Source organism: Streptomyces herbicida, assembly GCF_032656585.1.
GTDB classification, from domain to species: Bacteria; Actinomycetota; Actinomycetes; order Streptomycetales; family Streptomycetaceae; genus Streptomyces; species Streptomyces herbicida.
On the sequence record NZ_JAUYWJ010000009.1, the window covers coordinates 173,484 to 200,085 of the forward strand.

At 70.8% G+C, this 26,602-nt stretch carries 25 protein-coding genes; 19 read left to right on the plus strand and 6 right to left on the minus strand.

The window, feature by feature from the left end; all coding sequences use genetic code 11:
- The first annotated feature begins 243 nt into the window (after positions 1 to 243).
- Complete coding sequence (locus tag Q8A52_RS20360; RefSeq protein ID WP_316754089.1) at positions 244 to 1,065, plus strand: class E sortase; 822 nt, start codon at positions 244 to 246, stop codon at positions 1,063 to 1,065.
- A 15-nt stretch (positions 1,066 to 1,080) separates the two neighbouring features.
- Here the strand turns inward: Q8A52_RS20360 and Q8A52_RS20365 are convergent, their stop codons facing one another.
- Entirely contained in the window at positions 1,081 to 2,565 is a 1,485-nt protein-coding gene (locus tag Q8A52_RS20365) for an MFS transporter (RefSeq protein WP_408649221.1), read from the minus strand.
- Between the two features lie 68 nt (positions 2,566 to 2,633).
- On the opposite strand from Q8A52_RS20365, the gene Q8A52_RS20370 reads away from it, so the two are divergent.
- From Q8A52_RS20370 to Q8A52_RS20385, 4 genes are all read left to right on the plus strand, one after another.
- On the plus strand, positions 2,634 to 3,161 hold the full coding sequence (locus Q8A52_RS20370; RefSeq protein WP_316754090.1) for a winged helix-turn-helix transcriptional regulator: 528 nt from the start codon (positions 2,634 to 2,636) through the stop codon (positions 3,159 to 3,161).
- Positions 3,162 to 3,221: 60 nt separating this feature from the next.
- On the plus strand, positions 3,222 to 3,533 hold the full coding sequence (locus tag Q8A52_RS20375; protein WP_316754091.1) for a DUF6412 domain-containing protein: 312 nt from the start codon (positions 3,222 to 3,224) through the stop codon (positions 3,531 to 3,533).
- 95 nt (positions 3,534 to 3,628) lie between these two features.
- Positions 3,629 to 4,345: a YidC/Oxa1 family membrane protein insertase gene (locus Q8A52_RS20380; protein ID WP_316754092.1), complete on the plus strand. Its 717-nt coding sequence runs from the start codon at positions 3,629 to 3,631 to the stop codon at positions 4,343 to 4,345.
- A gap of 173 nt (positions 4,346 to 4,518) precedes the next feature.
- The gene (locus tag Q8A52_RS20385) at positions 4,519 to 5,376 is read left to right on the plus strand and encodes a fumarylacetoacetate hydrolase family protein (RefSeq protein WP_316754093.1); all 858 of its coding nucleotides are present in this window, start codon (positions 4,519 to 4,521) and stop codon (positions 5,374 to 5,376) included.
- 85 nt (positions 5,377 to 5,461) lie between these two features.
- Here the strand turns inward: Q8A52_RS20385 and Q8A52_RS20390 are convergent, their stop codons facing one another.
- The 3 genes from Q8A52_RS20390 to Q8A52_RS20400 all read right to left on the minus strand — a co-directional run bounded on the left by Q8A52_RS20390 (position 5,462) and on the right by Q8A52_RS20400 (position 7,985).
- Positions 5,462 to 6,328, minus strand: coding sequence for an LLM class F420-dependent oxidoreductase (locus tag Q8A52_RS20390; RefSeq protein WP_316754094.1), 867 nt, complete (start codon positions 6,326 to 6,328; stop codon positions 5,462 to 5,464).
- A 77-nt stretch (positions 6,329 to 6,405) separates the two neighbouring features.
- Entirely contained in the window at positions 6,406 to 6,915 is a 510-nt protein-coding gene (locus Q8A52_RS20395; RefSeq protein ID WP_316754095.1) for a heme-degrading domain-containing protein, read from the minus strand.
- A complete protein-coding gene (locus Q8A52_RS20400) occupies positions 6,915 to 7,985 on the minus strand; it encodes a Gfo/Idh/MocA family protein (protein ID WP_316754096.1) in 1,071 nt (356 codons plus the stop codon). The genes Q8A52_RS20395 and Q8A52_RS20400 overlap by 1 nt, the downstream gene beginning before the upstream one ends.
- Positions 7,986 to 8,033: 48 nt before the next feature.
- Between Q8A52_RS20400 and Q8A52_RS20405 the strand changes: the two genes are divergently transcribed.
- The 14 genes from Q8A52_RS20405 to Q8A52_RS20470 all read left to right on the plus strand — a co-directional run bounded on the left by Q8A52_RS20405 (position 8,034) and on the right by Q8A52_RS20470 (position 22,547).
- Positions 8,034 to 9,140, plus strand: coding sequence for an ROK family transcriptional regulator (locus Q8A52_RS20405; protein ID WP_408649222.1), 1,107 nt, complete (start codon positions 8,034 to 8,036; stop codon positions 9,138 to 9,140).
- Between the two features lie 461 nt (positions 9,141 to 9,601).
- Positions 9,602 to 10,498, plus strand: a complete 897-nt coding sequence (locus Q8A52_RS20410; RefSeq protein ID WP_316754098.1) for a hypothetical protein — start codon at positions 9,602 to 9,604, stop codon at positions 10,496 to 10,498.
- A 61-nt stretch (positions 10,499 to 10,559) separates the two neighbouring features.
- The gene (locus Q8A52_RS20415; RefSeq protein WP_316754099.1) at positions 10,560 to 11,315 is read left to right on the plus strand and encodes a GntR family transcriptional regulator; all 756 of its coding nucleotides are present in this window, start codon (positions 10,560 to 10,562) and stop codon (positions 11,313 to 11,315) included.
- Positions 11,316 to 11,447: 132 nt separating this feature from the next.
- Positions 11,448 to 12,572, plus strand: coding sequence for a TIGR03364 family FAD-dependent oxidoreductase (locus Q8A52_RS20420; protein ID WP_316754100.1), 1,125 nt, complete (start codon positions 11,448 to 11,450; stop codon positions 12,570 to 12,572).
- A gap of 5 nt (positions 12,573 to 12,577) precedes the next feature.
- Positions 12,578 to 13,294: a phosphonatase-like hydrolase gene (locus Q8A52_RS20425; RefSeq protein ID WP_408649223.1), complete on the plus strand. Its 717-nt coding sequence runs from the start codon at positions 12,578 to 12,580 to the stop codon at positions 13,292 to 13,294.
- A complete protein-coding gene (locus tag Q8A52_RS20430) occupies positions 13,294 to 14,340 on the plus strand; it encodes an ABC transporter ATP-binding protein (protein WP_316754101.1) in 1,047 nt (348 codons plus the stop codon). The genes Q8A52_RS20425 and Q8A52_RS20430 overlap by 1 nt, the downstream gene beginning before the upstream one ends.
- A 115-nt stretch (positions 14,341 to 14,455) precedes the next feature.
- Positions 14,456 to 15,205 carry a 2-aminoethylphosphonate ABC transporter permease subunit gene (locus tag Q8A52_RS20435; protein ID WP_408649224.1) on the plus strand — a complete coding sequence of 250 codons (750 nt, stop codon included), beginning with the start codon at positions 14,456 to 14,458 and terminating at the stop codon, positions 15,203 to 15,205.
- Positions 15,192 to 15,989 carry an ABC transporter permease gene (locus tag Q8A52_RS20440; RefSeq protein ID WP_316754103.1) on the plus strand — a complete coding sequence of 266 codons (798 nt, stop codon included), beginning with the start codon at positions 15,192 to 15,194 and terminating at the stop codon, positions 15,987 to 15,989. The genes Q8A52_RS20435 and Q8A52_RS20440 overlap by 14 nt, the downstream gene beginning before the upstream one ends.
- Positions 15,990 to 16,043: 54 nt before the next feature.
- Entirely contained in the window at positions 16,044 to 17,099 is a 1,056-nt protein-coding gene (locus Q8A52_RS20445; RefSeq protein WP_316754104.1) for a 2-aminoethylphosphonate ABC transporter substrate-binding protein, read from the plus strand.
- 222 nt (positions 17,100 to 17,321) lie between these two features.
- Positions 17,322 to 18,812, plus strand: a complete 1,491-nt coding sequence (locus tag Q8A52_RS20450; RefSeq protein WP_316754105.1) for an alkaline phosphatase family protein — start codon at positions 17,322 to 17,324, stop codon at positions 18,810 to 18,812.
- Positions 18,813 to 18,953: 141 nt separating this feature from the next.
- Positions 18,954 to 19,733: an HAD-IIA family hydrolase gene (locus tag Q8A52_RS20455; protein WP_316754106.1), complete on the plus strand. Its 780-nt coding sequence runs from the start codon at positions 18,954 to 18,956 to the stop codon at positions 19,731 to 19,733.
- A gap of 107 nt (positions 19,734 to 19,840) precedes the next feature.
- Positions 19,841 to 20,389 (plus strand): hypothetical protein, encoded by a 549-nt coding sequence (locus tag Q8A52_RS20460; RefSeq protein ID WP_316754107.1) that lies wholly within the window; start codon positions 19,841 to 19,843, stop codon positions 20,387 to 20,389.
- Between the two features lie 14 nt (positions 20,390 to 20,403).
- Positions 20,404 to 21,069 carry a class F sortase gene (locus Q8A52_RS20465; protein WP_316754108.1) on the plus strand — a complete coding sequence of 222 codons (666 nt, stop codon included), beginning with the start codon at positions 20,404 to 20,406 and terminating at the stop codon, positions 21,067 to 21,069.
- Positions 21,070 to 21,548: 479 nt separating this feature from the next.
- Positions 21,549 to 22,547 (plus strand): glycoside hydrolase family 6 protein, encoded by a 999-nt coding sequence (locus tag Q8A52_RS20470; RefSeq protein ID WP_316754109.1) that lies wholly within the window; start codon positions 21,549 to 21,551, stop codon positions 22,545 to 22,547.
- Between the two features lie 71 nt (positions 22,548 to 22,618).
- On the opposite strand, the gene glxA is transcribed toward Q8A52_RS20470, so the two are convergent.
- Both glxA and Q8A52_RS20480 read right to left on the minus strand, forming a co-directional pair.
- Positions 22,619 to 24,556, minus strand: a complete 1,938-nt coding sequence (glxA, locus tag Q8A52_RS20475; protein WP_316754110.1) for a radical copper oxidase GlxA — start codon at positions 24,554 to 24,556, stop codon at positions 22,619 to 22,621.
- Complete coding sequence (locus tag Q8A52_RS20480; RefSeq protein WP_316754111.1) at positions 24,553 to 26,517, minus strand: glycosyltransferase family 2 protein; 1,965 nt, start codon at positions 26,515 to 26,517, stop codon at positions 24,553 to 24,555. Before Q8A52_RS20480 ends, glxA begins: the two co-directional genes overlap by 4 nt.
- Positions 26,518 to 26,602: the final 85 nt, after the last annotated feature.

Here is a 26,602-nt window from a genome sequence, read left to right on the forward strand (position 1 = left end):
TTTCCGGATTCCTGTGGGGCCGGGACCGGGGCCTGTGCGGCGGCTCACGCCGCCACTGCGTCCACCTGGAGCGTCTGCGCCGACTTCGCCGCGAAGGGTACGGCGACCGTCTTTCCGGAGAGAACCGTGTACGAAGCAGATGTACGGCCGGTGTCCGGCAGGAATGCCCACGGCTCTGGCGAGTTGGCGGTGTGCGCCTTATCGTGCGGGCGGCGTCCCGGGGCCGGTGAGGGAGGCGTTCGTATGCGGGCTTCCGTCGTTCGCGTGGTGCAGCACAGCAGCCGACGGAGGCGTGCCCGGCGCCGGCGGGCGGTGTGGGCCGGGGGTGAGGTCCTCGTGACCGTCGGGGTCGTACTCCTGCTGCTGGTCGTGCATCAGTTGTGGTGGACCAATCGGGAGGCCAGGCGAGGAGCCGAGCGGAAGGTGGAGGCGCTGGAGCGGGAGTGGGGGACGGGGGGCGGGGGTGGTTCCTCCGGTTCCTCCGGTTCTTCCGGGGAGTCCGCCGGCACCGAGGCGCCTTCCGTGGAGTCCTCCTCTCCGACGTTGGGCTCGGGGGCGGGCGGGCGGCAGCGGTCGTCGTACGTCACCGTCGGCTCGTCGCTTCCGCGAAGCTCCCAGGCGTACGCCATCCTGACCATCCCCCGACTCCACCTGCGTGTGCCGGTCGCCGAGGGGGTGAGCAAGCGGAACGTCCTCAACAAGGGGTACGTCGGTCACTATCCCGGCACCCAACAGCCGGGCCAGGCGGGCAACTTCGCGGTCGCGGGGCATCGGAACACCCACGGCGAGCCGTTTCGGTATCTGCCGCGGCTGCGCCCCAAGGACGTCGTGGAGGTCGAGACCAGGTCGGCGACGTACACGTACAGCGTCGACAAGATCCTTCCGCGGACCTCGTCCCGGGACTCGGGCGTGGTACGGCCCGTACCGCGCTCCGTTGTGAGGCCCGCGTACGGCTACGACGACCCCGGGTACTACGTCACCCTGACCACCTGCACTCCGGAGTTCACTTCCAAGTACCGGATGGTGGTGTGGGGGAAGCTGACTTCGATGCGGCCCCGGTCGTAGGCCGACGGACGTCGTTCAGCCACGCTCCCGCAGCGCCACCACACTCACCGCCCCCACCACGGCCAGCGCCGCCGACACCACGATCGCCACGTTCGTCCCCTGGCCGAGGCCGCCGGAAGAGGACGTGACGAGGGCGATCGTCAGGGCCACGCCCGCGCAGGAGCCGATGTAGCGGAACGTCTGCTGGGCGCCGGAGCCCATGGCCGCGCGAGCGACCGGGACCGACTCCACCGCCAGCAGGGGCAGCGCGGCGTTCAGCAGGCCGCTGCCGACGCCGCCGAGGATCAGGCCGGGGATCAGGCGGGGCCAGGAACCCGCGGCTATCGCGCCGAGCATCGTCAGGGCGCCGGCGGCGTGCAGGAGGAAGCCGATGGCCATTTGCCGGCGCGGGGCCACGCGGCCCGCCAGGCGCTTGGCCTGCAGGGCCACCCCGAAGGACAGGCCGGACCACAGGAGGAACAGCCAGGCCGTATTCATGGCCGTCATGTGCAGCGCCTGCTGCAGCACCGCGGGGAGGAAGCTGAACAGGCCGATCACCGTCAGGCCCGTGAACAGGCCGGCCGCCGAGGACGCCAGGAAGCGGCGGTGGCGCAGCAGGCCCAGGTCGATCATGGGGGTGCGCACGCGCCGCTCCACCAGCGCGAACACTCCGAGCAGCAGCACGGCCGCCACGAACAGCAGCTCGACCGGTGCCCGCAGCCAGCCGTCCCGGCCCAGGGTCAGCGCCGCGACCAGTGCCACCAGCGCCGGGCCGAAGGTGAGTGCGCCCAGCAGGTCCGGACGGCCGCCCCGCGGTGAGCGGGACTCTGCCAGGGGGCGGACGGCCAGCGCGGCCACGGCCAGCGACGCCGCGCCCAGGACGCCGTACGCCACCCGCCAGTCGGGCAGTGATCCGGCGATCAGCGGGCCGACCGCAATGCCGCCGCTGACGAAGGCGCCCCACACGCCCGTCGCGTGCAGCCGGCCACGCGGGCTCGGGAAGGCGGCCACCAGCAGGCCGAGACTGCTCGCCAGGATCGCCGCGCTGGCCGCGCCCTGGGCTATGCGGGTCAGCGTGAACACCCAGGTCGTGGTTGACAGGGCGCTGAGGGCCGTCGTCACGCCCAGGGCCAGGGTGCCGAGCAGGAAGATGCGGCGGCGTCCGTAGTCGTCGGCCAGGCTGCCCGCCACCAGGAGCAGGGCGGCGAGGCCCAGCGGGGTGCCGTTGAGGAGCCAGGCCTGGGCGGAGACGGGGGTGTGCAGGGCGGCCACCGTGCCGGGGAGCGTGACCACCGGGGCCGTGTACGTCATCAGCGCCACCGCCGTCGCGGCGCTGGTCAGGGCGAGCGTGGCCCGGGGGTGCGGGGGTGCTTCAGCCTTCGGTGCCGACTTTGGTGCCGCGTTCGCTGCCGCGTGCGCTGCCGTGTGCGCTGCCGTGTGCGCTGCCGTGTGCGGTGCGCTTTGCGTGGCTGCGGGCGTGGCTGCCTCTGCCTGGAGAGTTCTTTCATTGAACCTTGTCATGGGTGTACCGTAACACCGTCGGTTCGGTCATTGAACCAACACTTCGGAAAGTGGCTAAGGTGGACGCCATGGCACTGGGCAAGGACTACGCGACGCAGGAATGCTCGATCGCCCGCGCGCTGGAGGTCGTCGGCGAGCGGTGGACGCTGCTGGTCGTCCGCGACGCGCTCTACGGCGTCCGGCGCTACAACGACTTCCTCGTCCACCTCGGCATCCCGCGCGCCGTCCTCTCGGCCCGCCTGAAGACGCTCACCGAGGAGGGGATCCTCGAAAAGCGCCGGTACCAGGAGTCGCCGCCACGGGACGAGTACGTCGTGACCGACCGCGCCATCGCCCTGTGGCCGGCGCTGCGGGCGCTCGCGGTCTGGGGGCGCGAGCATTTCAGTGAGACCCGGCTGCGCTACTTCCGGCACGTGGACTGCGGTACGGAACTCGGGCCGTACGGCGAATGCCCCGCCTGCGGAACCTTCGTACCCCCTGCGGACGTCCTCATTACGCCGGGACCGGGACTCGATCCCGACCCGGCCGATCCGGTCAGCCGTGCGCTCCTCAAGCCCAAGCGGTTGTTGGAGCCCCTCGAGACCGGACACGCATAAGCAGCGGGAGTACGACGGGCCGTAGACCCGAGTTCAGGTCGTCGAGGGGAGGGGCAGCTCATGGTTCGCCGCTGGGCATCCCCGCGTCCCGCCGCCGTCGTGCTGCTCCTGCTGCTCGACATCGCGCTCCTCGACACCGGCACCCTCTCCGCCACCGTCGCGCTCGCCGCGACCGCCGCGGCCGGGTCCGCTCTCGCCGTCTGCTCGCTCATTGCCGCGCGCTGCGCGCCCGCCGTGCCGCCCACCCGGGTGCGTACGGCCATCCGCGACCGCGACCGCCGTACGGCCTTCCTGCCGCAACGCGATCCCGACGCCTCGGGGCGGCCGCGTCCGCGAGCGCCCGGAAACGCCCTCCCGGCGACCACCGCGTAGGGCGATCACCCCGACACACGTGGGTGACCCCGCGCGGGTCGTCATGCCGCCATCCCGCATCACTCGGCACGACGAGACCCACGGAGGGCTCACCCATGTCCGTTTTCGCCAACCTGGTCGAGCGGCTCGCCGACCTGCTCCAGCCGCTCTTCCACGCCTCCGCGGCCGCCGCCGCGATCATTGTGTTCACCGCGCTCGTACGGCTCCTCGTGCATCCACTGTCCCGGGCCGCCGCCCGTGGTCAGCGCGCCCGGGCCGCGCTCCAGCCGAAGGTCGCCGAGTTGCGGAAGAAGCACGCGAAGAATCCGGAGAAGCTCCGGAAAGCGGTGCTGGAGCTGCATGCCGAGGAGAAGGTCGCGCCGCTGTCCGGGTGTCTGCCCAGCCTCCTCCAGTTGCCCGCCTTCTTCCTCCTCTACCACCTGTTCTCGAACTCGACGATCGGCGGGGACGGCAACGGGCTGCTGACGCATCAGCTGTTCGCGGCGCCGCTGGGCGGGCGATGGGCCGATGCCCTCGGCGACGGTGGGGTCTTCGGGGGCGCCGGGCTCGTCTACCTCGCACTCTTCGCCGTCGTCGCCGCCGTCGCCACCTTCAACTACGTCCGTACGAAGCGGATGGCGGCCGCCGGCGGTCCGTTGCCGGTGGGGGACGGGGACGAGCGGGTCCCGGGGTTCGCCGCGGTCGGCAGGATCATGCCCTTCATGTCGTACCTCACGATCGTCACCGTCGCCGTGGTGCCGCTGGCCGCCGCCCTGTATGTCGTGACCAGCACGACCTGGAGCGCCGTGGAGCGCGCGGTGCTCTATCGCTGAGGGATCGCCGGCGGATCGCCGGCGGATCTTTGAGGGATTGCCGAGGCGGGTCTGGTTACGGTCCAGTACGTGAACCGGGTATTGCGGACTGGACGTCGACCTTGGAGGATCGACCAGTCCTCCGATGGCTGCACCCATCGGCGGGGCGTTCGCGATCGAGGGAGATTGTGACCATGAAGCTGCTGCGAGTCGGTACGGCGGGGGCGGAGCGCCCCGCGCTGCTCGACGCCGAGGGGACCCTGCGGGACCTGTCGGGGATCGTGGACGACATCGACGGGGCGCTGCTCGCCGACGACGCCGCGCTCGGCCGGGTCCGGACCGCCGCCGAGGCCGGGGAACTGCCCGCGCTCGACGCGCCCGGGCTGCGGGTCGGGCCGCCGCTGGGCCGGATCGGGAAGATCGTGTGCATCGGGCTGAACTACCACGACCACGCCCGGGAGACGGGGGCCGAGCCGCCCGCCGAGCCCGTCATCTTCTTCAAGGCCGCGGACACCGTCGTGGGGCCGAACGACACCGTGCTCGTGCCGCGCCGGTCCGAGAAGACCGACTGGGAGGTGGAGCTGGCGGTCGTCATCGGGCGTACGGCCCGCTACGTCGAGTCGGCCGAGGAGGCGCTCGCGCATGTGGCGGGGTACGCGGTCGCGCACGACGTGTCCGAGCGGGAGTTCCAGATCGAGCGGGGCGGCACCTGGGACAAGGGGAAGAACTGCGAGACGTTCAATCCGCTGGGGCCGTGGCTGGTGACGGCCGACGAAGTTCCGGATCCGCAGAATCTGTCGCTGAAGCTGTGGGTCAACGGTGAGCTGAAGCAGGACGGGACCACGGCCGAGCAGATCTTTCCGGTCGCGGAAGTCGTCCGGTACGTCAGTCACTTCATGACGCTGTACCCCGGTGATGTCATCAACACCGGTACGCCGGCGGGGGTGGCGCTCGGGCAGCCGGAGCCGAAGCCGTTCTTGCGGGGCGGGGATGTTGTCGAGCTGGAGATTGAGGGGCTCGGGCGTCAGCGGCAGGAGTTCAAAAACGCGTAACGGGTGGGGAACTGCGGTCGTACGGCGGCTACGGGTCCGTTGTGGCTGATCGCGCAGTTCCCCGCGCCCCTTCGGGCGCCTCCGGTCACGCCAGCACAGTCGCCAGCCTGCGCCACGCCTCCCTCGGCAGGGCGTCCCTCGAGCCGCCGTCCACCACTTGGAGCGCCACGTGGTCCGCGCCCGCCTCGAGGAAGGCGGTCACACGGTCCCTGATCCGGGCCTCGTCGCCCCATGCGTACAGCGCGTCGACCAGCCGGTCGCTGCCGCCGGAGGCCAGGTCGTCCTCGGTGAAGCCCAGGCGCAGGAAGCTGTTGGTGTAGTTGGGCAGGGTCAGGTACAGGGCGAGGCTCTCGCGGGCGAGTGCGCGGGCGCGGGCCGGGTCGGTCTCCAGGACGACCATGAACTCCGGTGCCAGCAGCGCCGCTTCGCCGAGGATCTCGCGGGCCTGGGCGGTGTGCTCGGGCGTGACCAGGTACGGGACCGCGCCCGTCGCCCGGTCCCGGCTCAGCTCCAGGGTCTTCGGGCCGAGGGCGGCGAGGACCCGGCGGTTCGCGGGGACCCCGGCCGCGTCCAGGACGTCCAGATAGGAGGCCAGGGCCGAGTACGGGCGCCGGTACTGGTCCGCGAGCTTGGCGTGGCTCACCCCGAGGCCGAGCACGAAGCGGCCGGGGTGGGCCTTGTCCACCTCGGCGAAGGCCGCGGCGCTCGCGTCGGCCTCGTACTGCCAGATGCTCTGGATGCTGGTGCCGACGGCGAGCCGGGAGGTGGCCGCCAGCAGCGGCACGGCGTGGTGGGCTGCGCTGCTGCCGCCCAACCAGGCCGCGCCGTAGCCGAGTTCCTCCAGTTCGGCGGCCGCCTCGGCGATCTCGGCGCGGCGGGCCGGGTCCTCCGAGCGGAGCCCGACGCTCCAGATGCCGTACCGGCCGACCGTTTCCTTCAGGGTGCCGCTCATCGGGTCCCTTTCCCTCCGGCTGTCAGGTGTATGGACGGTGCCAACCGGAGGGAGCCTCGGGTTAATCCCGCCGGTGACTACTGCGACGGCCGGCCCAGGAACTGCTCCAGCGCCTCCACCACGAAGCGGTGGTCCTGGAGTTGGGGCAGACCGGAGACGGTGACCGCACCGATGATGCCCACGTTCTCCACGTTGACCGGGAACGACCCGCCGTGGGCCGCGTACGTGTCGGGGTCGAGGCGGGAGGACTCCTCGAACGTCGTGCCCTTGGCCCGGAAGCGGGCGCCGACGAGGTAGGAGGAGGCGCCGTAGCGCTCCACCACCCGGCGCTTGCGGGCGATCCAGGCGTCGTTGTCGGGGGTGGAGCCGGGCAGCGCCGCGTGGAAGAGCTGCTGGCCGGAGCGGTGGATGTCGATGGCCACGGGGGCCTGGCGCTCGCGGGCCAGTTCGACGAGGAGGGAGCCGAGGGCCCAGGCGTCGTCGTGGGTGAACTGCGGGAAGACCAAGCGCCGTTCCTGGGTCTCCAGCTCCTCGACGGACGGGGTGATCTCGGGGGTGAACTTCGGGGCGATCTTCGGGTGGTGCATCAGAGGGTCACCGCCACACCGTCACGGGCGGAACGCAGGGCCGCCTCCAGCACGTCGAGGGCGGCGGCCGCCTCCAGCGCGGTCACCGGGTTGGGGCCGGCGCCGGTGAGGGCCGCGGCCACGGCCGCGTAGTAGGCGGGGTAGTCGCCGGGCAGGGTCGGCACGGGATCGCCGCCGCCGGTCAGCGGGGACTCGCCGGCGCCGAGCCGGCCCCACAGCGACTCGGGCTCCGCGCCCCACTGCGGGCCGGGCCGCAGCCCCTCCCGCAGCGCCGCCTCCTGGGGGTCCAGACCGTACTTCACATAGCCCGCGCGCGAGCCGAGAACCCGGAAGCGAGGGCCGAGTTGGGCGGTCGTGGCGGAGACGTAGAGGTGGGAGCGGACACCGCTCGTGTGGGTGACGGCGATGAAGGTGTCGTCGTCGGTCTCCGCGCCCGGGCGGCGGACGTCGGTCTCGGCGTACACCTGCGTGGCGGGGCCGAACAGGACCAGGGCCTGGTCGACGACATGGCTGCCGAGGTCGTAGAGCAGACCTCCGATCTCTGCGGGGTCGCCGGACTCGCGCCAGCCGCCCTTGGGCTGCGGCCGCCACCGCTCGAACCGGGACTCGAACCGCCATACGTCACCGAGCTCGCCGTGGCTGATCAGCCGGCGGAGGGTCAGGAAGTCGTTGTCCCAGCGGCGGTTCTGGAAGACCGACAGCAGCAGGCCGCGCTCCTCGGCGAGTGCGGCGAGACCACGGGCCTCGGCGGCCGTGCCCGCGATCGGCTTGTCCACCACGACCGGGAGGCCCGCCTTCAGGGCGGCGGTGGCGAGCGGGACGTGCGTCTTGTTCGGGGACGCGATGACGATCAGGTCCAGCTCGTCGGCGCGGTCGAGCAGCTCGTCCGGGGCGGTGGCGAGCCGGACGTCCGGGAACTCGGCGCGGGCCTGCTCCTGCCGCTCGGGGTTCGAGGTGACCACCGTGTCGAGGGCGAGGCCCTCGGTGGCGGCGATCAGTGGGGCGTGGAAGACGGAACCCGCGAGGCCGTAACCGACCAGGCCCACTCGGAGGGGTGTACCAGCAGTCATGCGTCCCACTTTCGCAACGCTGTTGCCAAAGTGCAAGTGGAGGGGAGAATGGGTGGCGTGAACAGGACGAAGAGCGGCAGCGGCCCGACGGGGGCGAATCTGCTCGCCGTACGCAGTCACAACACCGCGCTGGTGCTGGATCTACTGCGTACGGCCGGTGCGGAGGGCATCAGCCGGCTCGAGCTCGCCGAGCGGACCGGGCTCACCCCGCAGGCCGTCAGCAAGATCACGGCGCGGCTGCGGGAGGAGGGGTTCGCGGCGGAAGCGGGGCGGCGGGCGTCCACCGGAGGCAAGCCGCGGACCGTGCTGCGGCTGGTGCCGGAAGCGGGGCACGCGGTGGGGGTGCAGCTGGACCGCGACGAGCTGCGGGCGGTGCTCTGCGATCTCACCGGGGCGGTGGTCGGCGAGGTCCGGACCGGCCTGGACTTCGGGGCCGGGGCGGAGCCGGTGGTCGAGGCCGCGGCACGGGAGGTGGAGGGGCTGGTGTCCGGGGCGAGGGCGTCCCTCCTGGGGGTGGGCGTCGCCTCTCCCGGTCCACTCGACCACACCAACGGGGTTCTGCATCGCGTCACCGGCTTCCCGGAGTGGGACGGCTTCGCGTTGCGGGACGCGCTGGCCGGGCGGCTCGGGATTCCCGTCGTGGTCGACAAGGACACCAACGCGGCGGCGCTCGGGCTGGCCGTCGCGGGCGAGGGCGGCTCGTTCGCCTATCTGCATCTCGGCACGGGGCTCGGTGCCGGTCTGGTGATCGGCGGGAGCGTGCACCGGGGGGCGCGGACCGGGGCGGGTGAGTTCGGGCACCAGGTCATCCAGCTCGACGGTCCGGTGTGCGGGTGCGGGGGGCGCGGGTGCATCGAGGCGCTGTGCCTGGCGGCCGTGAGGCGGGGGGACGTGGCGGAGGCGGCCCGGGTGCTGGGGGCGGGGGCGGCGAATCTCGTCGGGCTGCTCGACATCGATCAGGTGCTTCTCGGCGGTCGTACGGTCGCCGCGGCGCCGGAGGTCTTTGTGCGGGGCGTCGCCAGGGTGCTGGCGGAGCGCGCTCGGCGGGAGGGGGCGCTCGGCGGGGCGGTTCCCGTGCGGGTCGCCTCCGGCGGGGTGGCGGAGGGGGCGGCCCAGCTGATGCTGGCGCCGGTGTTCGGGCGGGCCGACGGCTGAGGTCTGCCGCAGGCGGCGGCGCGGTTGCTTTCAGGTCGTACGTGTCCGTGTCTTCGGGGTGTGCGTGTCTGGCCCTTGAGGGCGTGCGCGTCTGAGCCTGCCGGGCGTATGTGTCCGTGTCCGCAGGGTGTGTGTGTCTGGCCCTTGAGGGCGTGCGCGTCTGAGCCTGCCGGGCGTATGTGTCCGTGTCCGCAGGGTGTGCGCGTCTGGCCCTTGAGGCCGTGGGCGCCTGAGCCTGCCGGGCGTATGTGTCCGTGTCCGCAGGGCGTGTGTGTCTGGCCCTTGAGGGCGTGCGCGTCTGAGCCTGCCGGGCGTATGTGTCCGTGTCCGCAGGGCGTGTGTGTCTGTGCCTGCCGGGCGAACGCGTCTGCGCCGATCGGGCGGATCCGCGCCGCCGTTCGAGGTGGCCGCCCGGGATGGCGCCGTACATCTGCCGCCCTGCCCGGGATGGTTATGTGTTCATGCGACTGTGCACGCCTCTGTCCCTCTGCCTCGCCGCAGCCGCCGTGCTCGCCCCCCTGCCGTCGGAGGTCGCGTGGGCGGAGTCCGCTGCCCCCTGCGCGGGCGCCGACGACCAGCGCTTTCCGCTCGCCAGCCGGATCCATGACGGTCCCACCTCCTACGAGGCCGGGGGCGGGTACGGCACCTGGTACATCGACCTGACCAACGCCACCCGCCAGACCTGCGCCGCCGTACACCCCGTCGTCGTGCTCGTCGACGACAAACGTGCCCTCAAGGCCTCGCAGCCCAAGCTGGAGTTCTACGACGGTACGACGGCCCGGAGCGTCCGCTTCGAGACCACCGACCAGAACGAGCTGGTCGGCGTGTTCGACGCGGACGGCTTCCCCGGGTTCACCGTGGGTCCCGGCAAGACCGTCTCCGTCAAGGTCCGGCTCTCCCTCACCTCCGACGCCGTGACGAACGAGGTCACCGCCAACGCGGCCCTCGTACAGCGCCACAACCAGGACGGGGACTGGATCGGGCAGTCCAACGACTACCGGTTCGGGATCGGCGTCGAACCCGGGCCCACCCCCACCGCGACTCCCCGGTCCGCCGCACCCAGCGGCTCGGGCACCCCGGTCCCCACCGCCGAGGAATCCACGCCGACCAAGGAGCCGGAGCAGACCCCGGTGGTCGAGGAGAGCGGAGGCAGTGGAGACGGCGGGGATGAAGGAGACGGAGGAGACGGAGGAGGGGGCGGGGACAGGGACGACATCCGGGCCGATGGCGGCGCCGGTGCGCGGGCCTGGGAGCTTGCGCGGACCGGGCTCGGAGCCGGGCACGGTGCTCTCGCCGGTGCCTCCGTCCTGCTGGCCTTCGGCGGGGGCGCGTATCTGATGGCACGCAGGCGGCGCTGAGCCGCCCGGGTGCGGGGGTCCGCGATCACCGCCGGTCACCCCGTCTGCGACGATCCCTCCCGTGGACTACCCGAACGACCAGGCCCCCGGCGCCCCCGTCCGCTCCGGCATCCCCGAGCACGGGCGCATCCCCAAGTACTACGCAGTGAAGGCGCGGATCGCCGCCCTCCTGGAGGAACTGGGGGAGGGCAGCCTCATCCCCACCGAGCGCGACCTCTCCGAGCGGTACGACGTCGCCCGCGAGACCGTGCGGCAGGCCGTGCGCGAGCTGGTGCTGGAGGGGCGGCTCAGACGGCAGGGCCGGGGGACCGTCGTCGCCGGGCCCAAGCTGGAGCAGCCGCTGTCCCTCGCCAGCTACACGGAAGGCGTGCGGCGGCAGGGGCGCCGGCCCGGTCGTCACCTCGTCGGCCTCGACCGCTTCCCCTGCCCGGAGGCGCTCGCCGCCGAGATCGGCATCACCCGCGGCGAACCCGTGTGGCACCTGGAGCGTGTGCTGCTCGCCGACGACGAGCGGGTCGGCCTGGAGAGCACATACGTCGCCGTCTCCCGCGTCCCGCGCCTCGACACCGACTTCGAGCCCGACTCCTCCTTCTACCTCTACCTCCAGGAGCAGGGCATCGGCTTCGGCGACGCCGACGAGCGCATCGAGACCGTGCTCGCCACCCCGCGCGAGGCCCTGCTGATCGGCACCCCGCCCGCCCTGCCGATGCTGCTGATCCACCGGGTCTCCAGGGACACCGAGGGACGGCCGCTGGAGCGGGTGCGGGGCCTGTACCGAGGGGACCGGTTCTCCTTCACGGCTCACCTCACGGGCTGAGAACGACCCGCACGGCACCCTCTGTGAATATCACGAAAAGATAACGGGTCTAGCCCAAACGTGACGGCTCGTTCACGCTCTCGTTGTCAGCCGGACCTTTCCGGTTCCCCGATCGCGAGGAGCGTTGCCGCCGTGAGAGTGACAGTCGTCGGAGCCGGCGTGGTGGGCACCATGCACGCCTGGCAAGCAGTGGAACGCGGCCATCGGGTCGTGCAGATCGAGCGGGAAGCGGAGGCGCGCGGCGCCTCGCTGCGCAACTTCGGGCAGATCTGGGTCAGTGGACGCGCGGGCGGGGAAGAGCTCGAAACCGCGCTCAGGGCCCGGGAGTTGTGGGAGGGGATGGGCGGGCGCGTGCGCGGCCTCGGGTTCCGGGCCAACGGATCCCTGACCCCCGTGCGCGGCCCCCTCGAACTTGCCGTCGCCGAGGCCGCCGTGGCACGTGCGGACGCCGCCGCCCGTGGTTACAAGCTGCTGACCCCCGGCGAGGCACGCGCCCTCAACCCCGCCCTGCGCGGTGACTTCACCGCTGCCCTGTACTGCGAGCGCGACGCCGCCGTCGAGCCGCGCACCGCTCAGCTCGCCCTGCGTGCCGAGCTGTTGAAGTCCCCGAACTACACCTTCCTGCCGGGACGCGAGGTGCGGGAGGTGGTCGGTGCGGGTGCCGTCCGCGACGACCACGGCGATGTGCACCACGCGGACGTGGTCGTGCTGTGCACCGGCGCCTGGCTGGGCGGGCTCGTCCGTGAGCTGACGGGCCCCGACCTGCCCGTCCGCCGCGTGCGGCTCCAGATGATGCAGACCGACCCGCTGGGCGAAGCGCTCACCACCTCGGTCGCCGACGCGGACAGCTTCCGCTACTACCCCGCCTACGCCTCCCCGGCCCTGGACGAGCTCAACGCCCGGCAGCAGCAGCCTCGGACCGCCGCCGAGCACAAGATGCAGCTGCTCATGGTGCAGCGCGCCGACGGCGGGCTGACCATCGGCGACACGCACGAGTACGAGCACCCGTTCGCCTTCGACACCCTCGAGGACCCCTACGACCACCTCACCGAGGTCGTCGAATCCCTCCTCGGCCGGCCGCTCCCGAAGATCCGGCGCCGCTGGGCCGGCGTGTACGCGCAGTGCACCGACACCAGCCGGGTGGTGCACCGGCAGCAGGTGAGCGACGGGGTGTGGCTGGTCACCGGGCCCGGCGGGCGCGGCATGACCTGCTCGCCCGCGATAGCCGAGACCACCGCGAACGAACTGGGCTGGTGAGGAAGTTGACCACAGACATCCGCGAGACCCGCGACGCCCGCGACATCCGGCTCGTCGTCCTCGACATGGCCGGCACCACCGTCGCCGACGGCGGCCTGGTCGAGCGGGCCTTCGAGGCCGCCGCCGCCGAACTGGGCGTTCAGCCCGGATCGGCCGACCACACCGAGAAGCTGGCCTACGTCCGCGCCACCATGGGCGAGTCCAAGATCTCCGTCTTCCGCCACCTCTTCGGCACCGAGGACCTGGCCCAGCGCGCCAACTCCGCCTTTGAGAAGGCATACGGCGGCCTCGTCGACGGCGGCCTCGTGGCCCCCCTCCCCGGCGCCCGCGAAGCCATCGAGGAACTCGCCGCCGAAGGCCGTACCGTCGTCCTGACCACCGGATTCGCCCGCGTCACCCAGGACGCCATCCTCGACGCGCTCGGCTGGCGGGACCTCGTGCCGCTGACCCTGTGCCCGGCCGACGCCGGCGGGCGTGGACGCCCCTTCCCCGACATGGTGCTGGAGGCCTTCCTCCGGACAAGGGCGGCGGACGAGGTACGGCAGGTCGCCGTCGTCGGCGACACCTCCTACGACGTGCTGACCGGCGTACGCGCCGGGGCGGGCCTCGTCGCCGGCGTGCGCACCGGAGCCCACGGGGACGCGGAGTTCCGAGCCGCCGGTGCCACGCATGTGCTCGACTCGGTCGCCGACCTGCCCGCCCTCCTCAAGGGAGCCGGCTGATGGGCATCCGCTTCGACTCCGTCACGGTCGCCTACGACGGCAACGTCGTCCTCGACTCCCTCGACCTCACCGTCGAGCCCGGCGAGGTGATGGCCCTGCTCGGGCCGTCCGGTTCCGGCAAGACCACCGCGCTGCGGGCGGTCGCCGGGTTCGTACGGCCCGCCTCGGGGCGGGTCTTCCTCGGCGAGCGGGACGTGACGGACCTGCCGCCCCACCGGCGCGGCATCGGCATGGTCGTCCAGCAGTACGCACTGTTCCCGCACATGCGGGTCGAGGACAACGTGGCCTTCGGGCTCAAGGCCCGCAAGGTCGCCAAGGCCGAGATCCGGACGCGGGTCGCCGAGGCGCTGGAGATGACCGGTATGGCCGGCTACGCCCGCCGCTTCCCGCGGGAGCTGTCCGGTGGCCAGCAGCAGCGCGTCGCCATCGCCCGCGCGCTGGCCATCCGGCCGGACGTGCTGCTGCTGGACGAGCCGTTGTCCGCGCTGGACGCCCAGCTGCGGTCCGGGATGCTGGCCGAACTTGCCCGGCTGCACCGGGAGTTGCCGGATGTGTCGATGCTGTACGTCACCCATGACCAGGTCGAGGCGCTGACGCTCGCCGACCGGATTGCCGTGATGGACAAGGCGCGGTTGCAAGCCTGCGGAACCCCGCGGGAGCTGTACCGGGCTCCGGCGAACGAGTTCACCGCTTCCTTCGTCGGGAACGCCAACCTGCTGCCCGTGAGCGTCGGCTACGGGGGCGTCGGCTTCGGGGGAGTCGACCTGAAGGTCGACACGGCGGACGCGGTCGCGGGCGCGCGGGCCACCCTGTGCGTACGGCCGCACCTCGTCGGCCTCGGTGACGGGCCCAACCGGCTCACCGGCACCGTCCGCGACATCCAATGGCGGGGCGCCACGCACCGGTTGTACGTCGAGGTGGACGGGCACGCGATCATGGCCGACGTCCGCGAACTGAAGGACCCGCCCGGGTACGGGGACGAGGTCACCGTGCACTTCGCTTCCGAGGATGCGGTGTTGCTGCCCGCCGGGGTGGGCCATGGCTGAGGCCGTCCGGAAACCGCGGGTCGGTCGTGGCCGGTCGCGCCCAGGCGGCGGCAGCCGCAGATCGAACAGAGCCGCGCGCCCCCGTGCGGCGCGGCTGGTGTGGGCCCTTCCCCCAGTGGCCCTTCTCGCCCTGTTCTTCCTCTATCCCCTGGGCCTCGTCCTCAAGCAGTCCTTCCAGCCGGACAGCGGAAGCACCTCTCTCCAGCCCTACGCCGACGTCTTCGCCTCCGAGAGGTTCCGGCATGCGCTGTGGACCACCGTCTGGCTGGCCCTGGCCTCCACCGCCGGATGCCTGGTCCTCGGGTTTCTGCTGGCGCTGGTCATCGCGTTCGTGCCGTTCCCCGGGGCGAAGGCGGTGGCGCGGTTCATCGACGTTTACCTGTCCTTCCCGTCCTTCCTCATCACGCTGGCGCTGCTGTTCATCTACGGCACAACCGGCATCATCGGTTCCTTCCAGTTCCTGACCACGCCCTGGGGGGTGCTGCTCGCGGAGGTCACCTACTTCACCCCCTTCGTGATGCGGCCGCTGCTCGCCGCGTTCTCGCAGCTCGACACCGCGCAGCTGGAGGCGGCGAGTTCGCTCGGCGCCCGTGCGCCCCGCATCGTGCGGCGGGTGATCCTGCCGGAGGCGCTGCCCGCGCTCGCGGCCGGCGGGAGTCTCGTTCTGGTGCTGTGCCTCAACGAGTTCGGGATCGTGCTGTTCACCGGCGCGAAAGGGGTCACGACCCTGCCGATGCTCGTCTACAGCAAGGCGATCCTGGAGTCCGACTACCCGGGCGCGTGTGTGGTCGCCGTCGTCAACGTCCTGATCTCCGTGGGGCTGTACGGCCTCTACCGGGTGGTGAGCCGTCGTGTTGGTGCATAGCCGCAAGGCCAAGTGGGCGGTGTGGGCGGTGCTCCTCGTCCTCTTCCTGCCCCTGTTCGCCCTTCCCCTCCTCGTCGTCCTCGGCGCCTCCTTCGCCACCCACTGGTCCGGCGTCCTGCCCTCGGACCCGACGACGGCCAACTACCGGACCGCCACCCGCGGCGAGGCCCTCCAGGCGCTGACCACCAGCCTGGTCACGGCCATCACCGCGAGTCTGCTCGCGCTGGCCGTCGGGACCTGGGCCGCGCTGGCCGGGGCCGCCCTGAAGAAGCGCCACCGCCGGATCCTCGACGCCCTGTTCGTGCTGCCGGTCGCCGTGCCGTCGGTGGTGGTGGGACTGTCGGTCCTGGTGGCGTTCTCCCAGCCGCCGATCCTGCTCAACGGCACCCGCTGGATCGTGATCCTCGCCCATACGGTCCTGGTGACCGCCTTCGCCTACCAGTCGGTGTCGGCCGCGCTCGTCCGCCTCGACCCGGCCTACGAACAGGCCGCCGCCTCTCTCGGCGCCCGGCCCGCTTACGTCCTGTGGCGGGTGCGGCTGCCGCTCCTGCTGCCCTCGCTCACCGCCGCCGCCGGCCTCTGCTTCGCCCTGTCCATGGGCGAGCTGAGCGCCACGATGATGCTCTATCCGCCCGACTGGACCCCGCTTCCGGTCCTCATCTACGCGGCCACCGACCGCGGCGCCCTGTTCACCGGCTCCGCCGTCGCCGTGGTCCTGATGGCGTCGACCCTGCTCGCCCTGTTCGCCGTCTCCCGCGTCCGCACCAAAGCCTCCTACCGCTGACCCCCTGAGTACCCCGCCCAAAAACCCCTTTCGCCGCAAGGAGTTCATCCCGCCATGCCCAGAAACACCCTCAAGCTCGCCATCGCCCTCTCCCTCCTCGCCACCCCGCTGCTGTCCGCCTGCGGCGGTTCCTCGGCCGCCTCCGACGAGAAGGTCGTCACCGTCTACAGCGCCGACGGTCTCAAGGGCGAGAACGGCGACGGCTGGTACGACCAGGTCTTCAAGGACTTCCAGAAGGAGACCGGCATCAAGGTCAAGTACGTCGAGGGCGGCTCCGGCGAGATGGTGCAGCGCGCCCTCCGCGAGAAGAGCAACCCGCAGGCCGACGTGCTGGTCACCCTCCCGCCGTTCATCCAGCAGGCGGACAGCAAGGGGCTGCTGGAGAAGTACGAGCCGAAGGACGCCGTGATGGTCGGCGGAGGCGACAAGTCCTCCGACGGCACCTGGACCTCCGTCGTCAACAACTACTTCGGCTTCGTCTACAACAAGAAGGAGCTGAAGCAGGCGCCGAAGACGTGGGACGAGCTGCTGGACGGCAAGTACAAGAACAAGCTCCAGTACTCCACCCCCGGTGTCGCCGGTGACGGCACGGCCGTCCTGATCAAGGCGATGAACGACTTCGGCGGCAAGGACGCGGCCCTGGCCTATCTGAAGAAGCTCCAGGCCAACAACGTCGGCCCGTCCGCCTCCACCGGCAAGCTCGCCCCCAAGGTCGACAAGGGCGAACTGCTGGTCGCCAACGGCGATGTGCAGATGAACTACGCCCAGTCCAAGGACATGCCGGGCCTCGGCATCTGGTTCCCGGCGAAGCAGGGCGGCAAGCCCACCACGTTCGCCCTGCCCTACGCGGCCGGCCTGGTCACCAAGGCTCCGCACAGCGAGAACGGCAAGAAGCTCCTCGACTACATGCTCAGCAAGAAGGCCCAGCAGCAGGTCAGTGAGATCGGCGGCGGCTTCAGCGCCCGCTCGGACGTCAAGGCCGCCGACGCCAACGCCGTCGCGCTCGCCAAGCTGATGGGCGGCGTCGACATCTTCAGCCCGGACTGGAACGACATCGACAAGAACCTCACGTCGTACGTCGAGGACTGGAAGTCCGCCACCGGCAGCTGAGCCTTTGGGGGTTCAGCCGCCCAACCGGTTCTGCCCCCTCGTACGTATTCGCCTCCGCCGTCGTGCCTGGTCGCGTCCGCGCGGCGCCGCCCGCACATCAAAGACCGCCCCGCGCCCCTGGGGGCTGCCCGCTCCGTCGGCTGCTCAGCACCGCCCCTGGTACCGCCTGGGGCGGTGTCATGACCACTTCTTGTGCGCCCATCCTCTCCTCCGGAGGACTCCGTGCCCACCCTGTCCCGCCGCACCTTCCTCGTCTCCGCCGCCGCGGTCGCCGCCACCGCCGGCCCGCTCACCGCCGCCGCCCGCGCGGCCGCCAAGACTCCCAAGGTCCTGGTCATCGGCCTGGACGGCGCCCTGCTCCAGCGCATCAAGGACGCCGACGCCCCGAACCTCGACGCCCTGATGGCCGCCGGGCTCACCGCGCCCAGCAGCATCTACGCCAACCCGCTCGCGCCCACGCTGTCCGGCCCCGGCTGGTCGACGATCATCACCGGTGTCTGGCCCGACAAGCACAACGTCAAGGACAACAGCTTCACCGACGCCCGGTTCGCGCAGTACCCGGACTTCCTCACCCGCGTCCAGACCGCGAAGCCGTCCCTGAACACCTACGCCGTCGCCTCCTGGGCACCGATCACCGACACGGTGTTCTCGGCGAAGGTGGACACCCGGGTCTCCACCCCGAGCAGCGAGTACGACACCGGCACCACCTCCCGCGCGGTCGCGCAGCTGCGCGACGGCAACCCGGACGCGGTGTTCGTACACCTCGACAACATCGACCACGCCGGCCACACCTCTGGCGCCGCGTCCCAGCAGTACCTGGACGCCGTCCACGGCGCCGACGCCCAGGTCGGCCAGATCGTCGCCGCCGTGAAGTCCCGGGCGACGTACGCCACCGAGGACTGGCTGATCATGGTCACCGCCGACCACGGCCACACCGACGCCGGTGGCCACGGCGGCTCCACCCTGCAGGAGCGCCAGACCTTCCTGATCGCCACCGGGCCCACCCTGGCGGCCGGTTCGGTGCGGTACGACGTCAAGATGCCGGACGTCGCCGCCTCCGCGCTCGCCCATCTCGGCATCGCGATCGACCCGGCCTGGAGCCTGGACGGCCGCCCCGTCCAGCAGCCGGCCCCCGACGACTTCGACGCGCTGCGCGGCCGGCTGCAGTCCCGGGTCGACGAGACCGGCATCCCGGCGGGCATCCTGGGCTTCACCCACACCCCGCCCGCCGGCTGGTCCATCGACAACTCCGCGATGGGCAGCGGCGGGGTCACCGAGTGGCGCGGCTGGTCCTTCACCACGGACGAGTTCTGGACCCAGGCCCAGCGGGACCAGAACCGCGAGTGCAACGTCCGGGCCCGGAACGTGTTCGCGGTCGCCGACGGCGACGAGTGGAACGACAAGGCCCTCACCGGCACCTTCGACTCCACGCTCGTCAGCCCGGCCTACCCGGTCACCGGCGGCCGCACCGCCACCCTCAGCTACACCACCTACTACCGCCAGGAGTCCCCGCAGAAGGGCGAGGTCCTCGTCTCCTACGACGGCGCCGCTCCCGTCTCCGTGCGCACCTACAGCGCCGACGTCTCCTCCCGAACCGAAAACGTCACTCTCCAGATCCCCGCCGGAGCCACCACGGTCCGCGTCCGTTTCCGCTACACCGGCGGCAACAACTGGTACTGGGTGATCGACGGGGTCGCTATCACGCAGGGCTGACTCAGGGCTTGCCGCCGGTCTCCCGCCTGCCCCGCGGGCGGACGACGTGAGACCGGCGGCAAGCCCTAGTCTGGGGGCGTCGGTACGCCGTGGTTCCGGCGCCCCCAGCTCTGACCGTACGTACGCCAGGAGACGCAAGACATGGCAGACCGCAAGCCCATCGAGTCGTGGCTCACCGACATGGACGGGGTGCTCATCCACGAGGGTGTACCCATTCCCGGTGCCGACGCCTTCCTGAAGAAGCTGCGTGAGTCCGGCAGGCCGTTCCTCGTGCTCACCAACAACTCCATCTACACCCCGCGCGACCTGCACGCCCGGCTGCGCCGTATGGGTCTGCACGTGCCGGAGGAGAACATCTGGACGTCCGCGCTGGCCACCGCCCAGTTCCTGGACGACCAGCGGCCCGGCGGCAGCGCGTACGTCATCGGTGAGGCGGGTCTGACCACGGCCCTGCACGACGTCGGCTACATCCTCACCGACCACGATCCCGACTTCGTGATCCTCGGCGAGACCCGCACCTACTCCTTCGAGGCCCTGACCAAGGCCGTACGCCTGATCAACGACGGCGCCCGGTTCATCGCCACCAATCCCGACAACGTCGGCCCCTCCGCCGAGGGCGACCTGCCCGCCACCGGCTCGGTCGCCGCCCTGATCACCGCGGCGACCGGCAAGAAGCCGTACTTCGTCGGCAAGCCCAACCCGCTGATGATGCGGGCCGGGCTGAACGCGATCGGCGCCCACTCGGAGACCTCGGCCATGATCGGCGACCGCATGGACACGGATGTCCTCGCGGGCCTGGAGGCCGGGATGCGGACCTTCCTGGTGCTGACCGGTGTCACCCAGCCGCACGAGGTCGACCGCTTCCCGTTCCGGCCGTCCGAGGTCGTTGACTCGATCGCGGAGCTGGTCGACCGGGTCTGAGACCCGGGTCCGAAACCCGGACCAACCCGTTCGGAGTAGTGCAGGGCCCCTCGAGGATGCGTCGGCGGGCCCGTGGGGGGAGTCTCCAGATATCTGGAGGTTTCACGATGGGCTCACTACGCCTCACTCTCTGTACAGGACTCCTGGTCGCCACCGCTCTCGTTCCGACGGCCCACGCGGCGGAGGGCGGAGTCTCCGTGACCCCGTCGACCCCGGCACCCGGCGGCATCGTGGCGCTGCGGGTGAGCGGCTGCGGCGGGACGACCGGCACCGCCGCCTCGTCGGCGTTCGTGTCCGACGCACGGCTGGTCGGCGTCGCCGGCGCGCTGGCCGGCGAGACACAGGTCCGCTCCGCAGCCGAGCCCGGCTCGTACGACGTGAAGGTCACCTGCGCCGACTCCGTGGTCAACGGCAAGGTCACCGTCGCCGGGACGTCGTCGCAGAACGCGTCGCAGCCGGACCCGCTCTCCTCCGGCGCCGCCTCGCCCGCCGCCCCCGTCGACGCGGGCGGTGGCGGCACCGCGCACTTCGCCTCCGTGGACGCCCACGCGGACGGGCCGGGCACCGCCCACGCGGTCGTCGGTCTCGTCCTCGCCGGACTCGCCGCGGTCGCCGTCGGGCTGCGCAGTGCCCGCCGGAGCCGCGAGACGGACTGAAAGCGCCGGTCACCATGTCCGACGGTGCGGGATCCACCGGGACCGGGCGGCTCGTGACCTGCGCGGCCTGGGCCGTGCTGCTGTTCGGCCTGTGGCTGTGGGGCCGCGAGCTGACCGGCGTACCGCCGGGAACATCCGGTGCCGCAACGGGCGACGTGGCCGCGGTGGGCCGGCCGGCCGGGGTGGAACTCCCGCCCGCGGCCGAGCCGTTGGGGGACGCTCTGCCGCAGCGCATCGACATCCCCGAACTGGGCGTGCAGGCGCCCGTCGTCGGCCGCGGCCTGGACCGGCAGGGGGCGATCGAACCGCCGCCCTTCGACCAGCCGGGAGTGGTCGGCTGGTACGCGGCCGGGGTCAAACCCGGGGCGGCCGGCACCGCGCTGATGGTGGGGCACGTGGACACCACGACGCGGCCCGCCGTCTTCTACAAGATCAGCACGATGCAGCCCGGCGAGACGGTCCGGGTGGTCCGCGCCGACGGCAAGGTCGCCGACTTCACCGTGGACGACGTACAGGTCCTGCCCCGCGACGACTTCGACGCCCGGCAGGCCTACGGGCCACGCCAGGCGGGCCGCGCCGAGCTGCGGCTGATCACCTGCGGCGGCAGCTTCGACCGAACGACCCATCGCTACACGGCCAACGTGGTGGTGTCGGCGTATCTCACCGGCACGGGGTCGTAGGCACTGGGCACCTGGCCCGGTCGGCGGCCCGCTCCCCCCGAAGCCGCCGACCGGGCTGGTCCTCGACCGCGCTCGCGCGGGATGCGGGAGTAACCCGGCGACCGGCGCGGGAGGTCTGGAAACCGCGGTGGGTGCACATCCGGCCGGGGGCCGGGGCCGGATGGAACGACTCTAGAACGGATGACGCCCCTGGGCCTAGAGGTAGTTGACGTGAAGTCCCAACCCGGTGGCTCTCCGTCATCCCCGCAGGTGACACTGCGCCGGGCCGACGGACGGCCCGACGGCACACCCTTGGCCTGCGCGACGCAAATCCTGCTGGACGGCGCCCCCTTCTTCGCGCCCGCCGAGCCCCGTCCGCCGAACCGCTCCAGGCACGCCGGGCTGTAACAGGTCACCGACAAGCCCCATGCGATCTCGTGACCGGCACGGCGGGTATGTCACGATTGAGCCTTGGAACGGTGCACCCAAGGGGGAGTTGGATGTACGGCAGCAGGGCGGCCGCAGTGGTGCTCGGGTCGGCACTGCTGATCGCGGGATGCTCCTCCGGGGACGGAGGGGACGACGCCGGTCAGGGTGCGAAGATCACCCAACAGCCCAAGGGCGCGGACCCGTTCTGGGTGAACCCGGACGGCAACGCGGCCCGGCAGGTCGCCACCTACGAGAAGGACGGCAAGAAGGACGACGCCGAGCAGATCAGAAAGATCGCCGAGCAGCCGACGGGGGAGTGGATCGGCCCGGAGAACCCCGAGCAGGAGGCCCAGGGCTTCACCGAGGCCGCCGAGAAGTCCGACCGCACGGCGCTGCTCGTCCTCTACAACATCCCGCACCGCGACTGCGGCCAGTACTCGCAGGGCGGCGCGGCCGACGGCAACGCCTACCGGGCCTGGATCGACGGCGTGGCCAAGGGCATCGGCGACCGCTCCGCGATGGTCGTCCTGGAGCCGGACGCCATACTGCACCTGGTGAACGGCTGCACCCCGGACGAGTTCCACGAGGAACGCTACGACCTCCTCAAGGGTGCCATCGCCAAGCTGAAGTCCCTCAAGAACACCAAGGTGTACCTGGACGCCGGGAACGCGGGCTGGGGCCACCCGGACCAGATCTTCCAGCCCCTCCAGTCGGCGGGCATCGACCAGGCCGACGGCTTCGCCCTCAACGTCTCCAACTTCTACTCCACCCAGGACTCCATCGCCTACGGCAAGCAACTGTCGGCGAAGGTCGGCAACAAGCACTTCGTCATCGACACCAGCCGCAACGGCAACGGCCCCTACACGGGGGGCAACCCGGACGAGCGCTGGTGCAACCCGCCGGGCCGGGCGCTGGGAGAGGCCCCGACGACGAAGACGGCGGACCCGCTGGTGGATGCGTATCTGTGGGTCAAGCGTCCGGGGGAGTCCGACGGCCAGTGCAAGGGAGGCCCGAAGGCGGGAGCCTGGTGGCCGTCGTACGCGATCAAGCTTGCGAAAGCCAGCAAATAGTCGGCAATTGGCAGGCAAGTAACCCAAGGGGGCGCCCTCCCGGCCGGAGGGCGCCCCCAAGTGCACTGCGACTAGGGAACCTTGACCCACTGCGCCTTGGACGGCGTCCCCTGATCGTCATCGACGAACAGCATGTACCAGCCGGACTGCACCAGATTCCGGCTCTTCGGCACGGTCACCGTGATCTTGTCCCCGGACGTCTTGAAGTCCAGCGCGACCGATCGCTGATCGACGTCCGTCACATGGGTCGAGGCACTCGGCCGGATCAGCCGGACCTTCTTGATCGTCGATGCGTGCCGCGAGGTGAACGTCCCCGAAGCGCCGCGGGCGATCGTCTGCGGTCCGCCCGACAGGGACGGCCGTGAGTCCCGGTACAGATACGGCGGCGTGTAGATCTCGATGCGCTGCTCGAACTTGCCCGGCTTGGTGTTGGCCTTGTCCGCGTACAGCGAGTCGGACCCGAAGAACATGATCCGCCCGTCGGGCAGCAGGATCGACCCGGAGTGGTAGTTCCGGCCCACCAGAGGGTCGGCCACCCGCGTGAAGCTGTTGCTGTCCGGGTGGTAGAGCCGTGCCTGCAGGATGTTCGAGTCGCCGCGACCCCGGTAGTCCTCCGAGCCGCCCGACACCAGCACGGTGTCGTCGGGCAGGACCGAGGACTGCGGGTAGCGCGTGCCCTTCTCCAGCGTCGGCCCGTCCACGAACTTGGGGTTCGGTGACTTCAGGTCGATCAGCCGGGTCTTGTTGCTGGACAGCTTGGACTCACCGACGCCGCCGCCGCCGATGACCATGTACTTCTCGTTCTGCGCCGGAGGCAGCAGCACGGTCCCGGACGTCTCCATCTCCTTGGCGTCGCTCAGCCCCGGCAGCTTGCTGAACTTGTTGGAGGTCACGTCCCAGATGCCCGGGTCGCGGCCCACGTTGTCGGGGCCGTAGCCCGCGTTGGAGCCGGAGTAGAAGATCTTCCCGTTCTGCATCAGGAACAGTGCGGGGTAGGTCGGGAACTGCCGGATCTTCGGCGTGTACGTCCACTTCTTGGTCTTCGGGTCGAAGATCTCGTTCTTGCCCGGGACCAGCTGGCCGATGTCGTCGAGGCCGGAGACACTGAGGATCTTGCCGTCGCTCAGGGTGGTGAGCGTCGGGTACCAGCGGGCCTCGTTCATCGGGTCGACCTTGATGTACTTCTCGGCGACCGGGTCGAACTCGTAGGCGTCCCGGATCCCCTGGAAGTCCTTCTTGTCGAGGGCGAGCTTCTGCGCGATGCCGTACGTGTTGCGCGCGTCGGCGCCGGTCAGGCCCTGCACCCGGTAGTTGTCCTGGGTGCCGGTCTCGTACTTGGAGCCGCTCTGCTTCGCCTCGACGTAGATACGGCCAAGACCCGGGTCGTTGCGCAGGAACGCGCCGGTCTTCGGGTCGAAGACCTTCTTCGCGCGCGGCACGAGGACCGGGTCCTTCGACACGAAGGTCTTGCCGTTCTCCTTGCCGGTGAACTTGGTCCCCGCGGGCAGCGTGATCGGCTTGTCCGGGTTCTCGTTGTGCACCACCATCAGGCCGCCGGCCTTGGTGACATCGCCCTTGAGCTTCTCGTACCGCCTGGTGCCGCCGGCGATCAGCAGATTGCCGTTGGCCAGCTGGGTGTGGCCGGTGCAGAACAGGTCGGCGGGCGTCGGCACCTTCTTGATGGTGCCCTTGACCGGGTCCCAGATGCGGGTGTCGAACTTCTTCGCGTTGAAGTTGTCCTGGTTGTTGCCCGACCCCGCGATCAACAGCACCTTGCCCGTGTGCAGGAGCGCCGCGTGAATGGTGTCCTGGCGGTACTCCTTGGGGAACTCGATGATGTCCCAGTGGCCGTTCTCGGCCTTGTACTCGGGTCTGTTGATCTTGTACTGGTGGTACTGCTCGGTTCCGAAGCGGTACAGCCACGGACCGTTCATCCCGGCCAGCGCGAGTACCACCGCCGTGCCTATCGCAAGTCTGCGGGCGCGGCGGCGACCGGCACTGTCGTTCATTCCTTACGTCCCCCAAGTCCACCGAGTGCGATCTGCATGTTCTGGTCGTTGCCCCCGCTCGAAGCGGCCCAGCTCGGCCGTTGCTGCGGAGCGTGCGGCGCGTGCGGCGGCGGAGCCGCCGGGGCCGGGGGCGGAACCGAGTCCTGCGGCTCGGTGACCACAGGATCGGCGGGCTTCTTCTTGTCCTGGCGCAGCGCGTAGCGCCAGGCGAAGATCGGAGAGGCGGTGATCAGCATGGCGAAGGCCGCCCAGGTGATCATCGCGGGGTGGGAGTGCCCGTACACGAAGCCGGCGGCGAGCGAACCACCGAAGACCAGGATGAAGAACCAGTGGATCCGGAAGGTCCCGAACAGCGTGTCGGGGCTGGCCGAGTCACCCTTGGGCGTCACCACGAACTTGCTCTTGCGGCGCAGCACGGCGTCCATCAGCGACCGGGCGTAGATCGGCGCCGACAGCGCCGACATCACCATGCCCGCGACACCGCCGGAGCCCTCCGGCTCGTGCGGCGAAACGTTGTGGCGGCGGTTCCAGATGTACAGGCCGATCTGCAGCGCGGACGCGTTGCCGTAGAGCATCAGCCACACGGTCGGGTCGATGTTCACACCCGAGGCACCCAGGCCCAGGAACAGCGCGCAACTCAGCGCCGCCAGGATCCAGTTGAGGGCGGACATCGGGTAGAAGATGATCATCATCGTGTAGTTGAAGAGCTTGCCGGGCGGCAGCGAGAAAAAGCCCTTCCAGTACTGCTTGAGGATCGTCTCGTACGTCCCGCGCGACCAGCGCATCTGCTGCGTGAAGAAGTCCGTCCAGGCGTTCGGGCCCTCACCGACGGCCAGCACGTCCGGCGTGTACACGGAGCGCCACTTCCTGCCCGTCGCGGGGTTCTTGGCGCGGTGCATCTCGAAGCCGGTGGCCATGTCCTCGGTGATCGAGTCGTACAGGCCGCCGATCTGCTTGATGGCCTTGATGCGTACGGCGTTGGAGGTGCCCACGAACATCGGGGCGCCGTAGCGGTTGCCGGCCCGCTGGATCAGCGCGTGGAAGAGGAACTGCTGCGACTCGGCGGCCTTGGTGACGAACGTGTCGTAATTGCCGTACACCTGCGGGCCGATGACGAAGCCGACGTCCGGGTCGCGGAAGTAACCGAGCATCCGCTCCAGGTAGTTGGGCAGCGGCACATGGTCGGTGTCGACGGAGGCGAAGAAGTCGTACTCGTCGCCGTGCGCCTCGAGCCAGGCGTTGTAGTTGCCGTGCTTGGTCTTGGCGCGGTGCGGGCCCTTGGGCTGGTTCCAGTGGGCGACGCCCTTGCGGGTGAAGTGGTGGACGCCGAGCCGGGCACAGACCTCCTTGACGGCCGGGTCGTCGCCCTCGTCCAGCAACCAGACGTGCAGCAGGCCCCGGTGACGCAGCCTCACGGCCGCCTCCAGGGTCTTCGTCACCATCTCCAGCGGCTCCTTGCCGGGCACGAAGGAGGTGAGGAAGGCGACGCGGGTGCCGGTCTCGGGCACGACCGGGACCGGGTCGCGGGCGACCAGGGTGGCGTGCGCGTTCGACAGCACGTTCATGCAGCGGAAGAACTCGATCAGTCCGATCGAGACCAGCATGACGATGTCGAGGGCAGGCAGGAAGTCGTAGGCCGGGTAGTCCCGTTCGGTCCAGTGCTCCGGCTGGAGCAGCCAGGCGAGCAGGACCAGCGAGAGCAGCGGGGCCGCGCCCAGCATGAGCGCGGCTCGTACCCGGTGCGGCTCCTGCGAGAGCAGGGAGCGGTACTGCACCTTGTACGGCTTGTTGGGATCCGGCTGGGTGAGGGGGCCGGCCAGCCGGCTGTAATGCTCATAGTCGTATCTCGGCAGGGTCTTCTTTATCCGGCGGAACTGTCCCGTCCGGTGCGAAGGCATCCTCAGCTGGGTGGTCTGTGACGGGTCGAATTCCCGCCGGGCGCCAGAAGGCGTCGACGTCATGAGTCATCCCCCCACACGCAGGTCACCGCGTGTCTGTCGGTTCCAATCGGGCGTCAGGTCCCCCTCGACCCGCACGGCCGCGTCA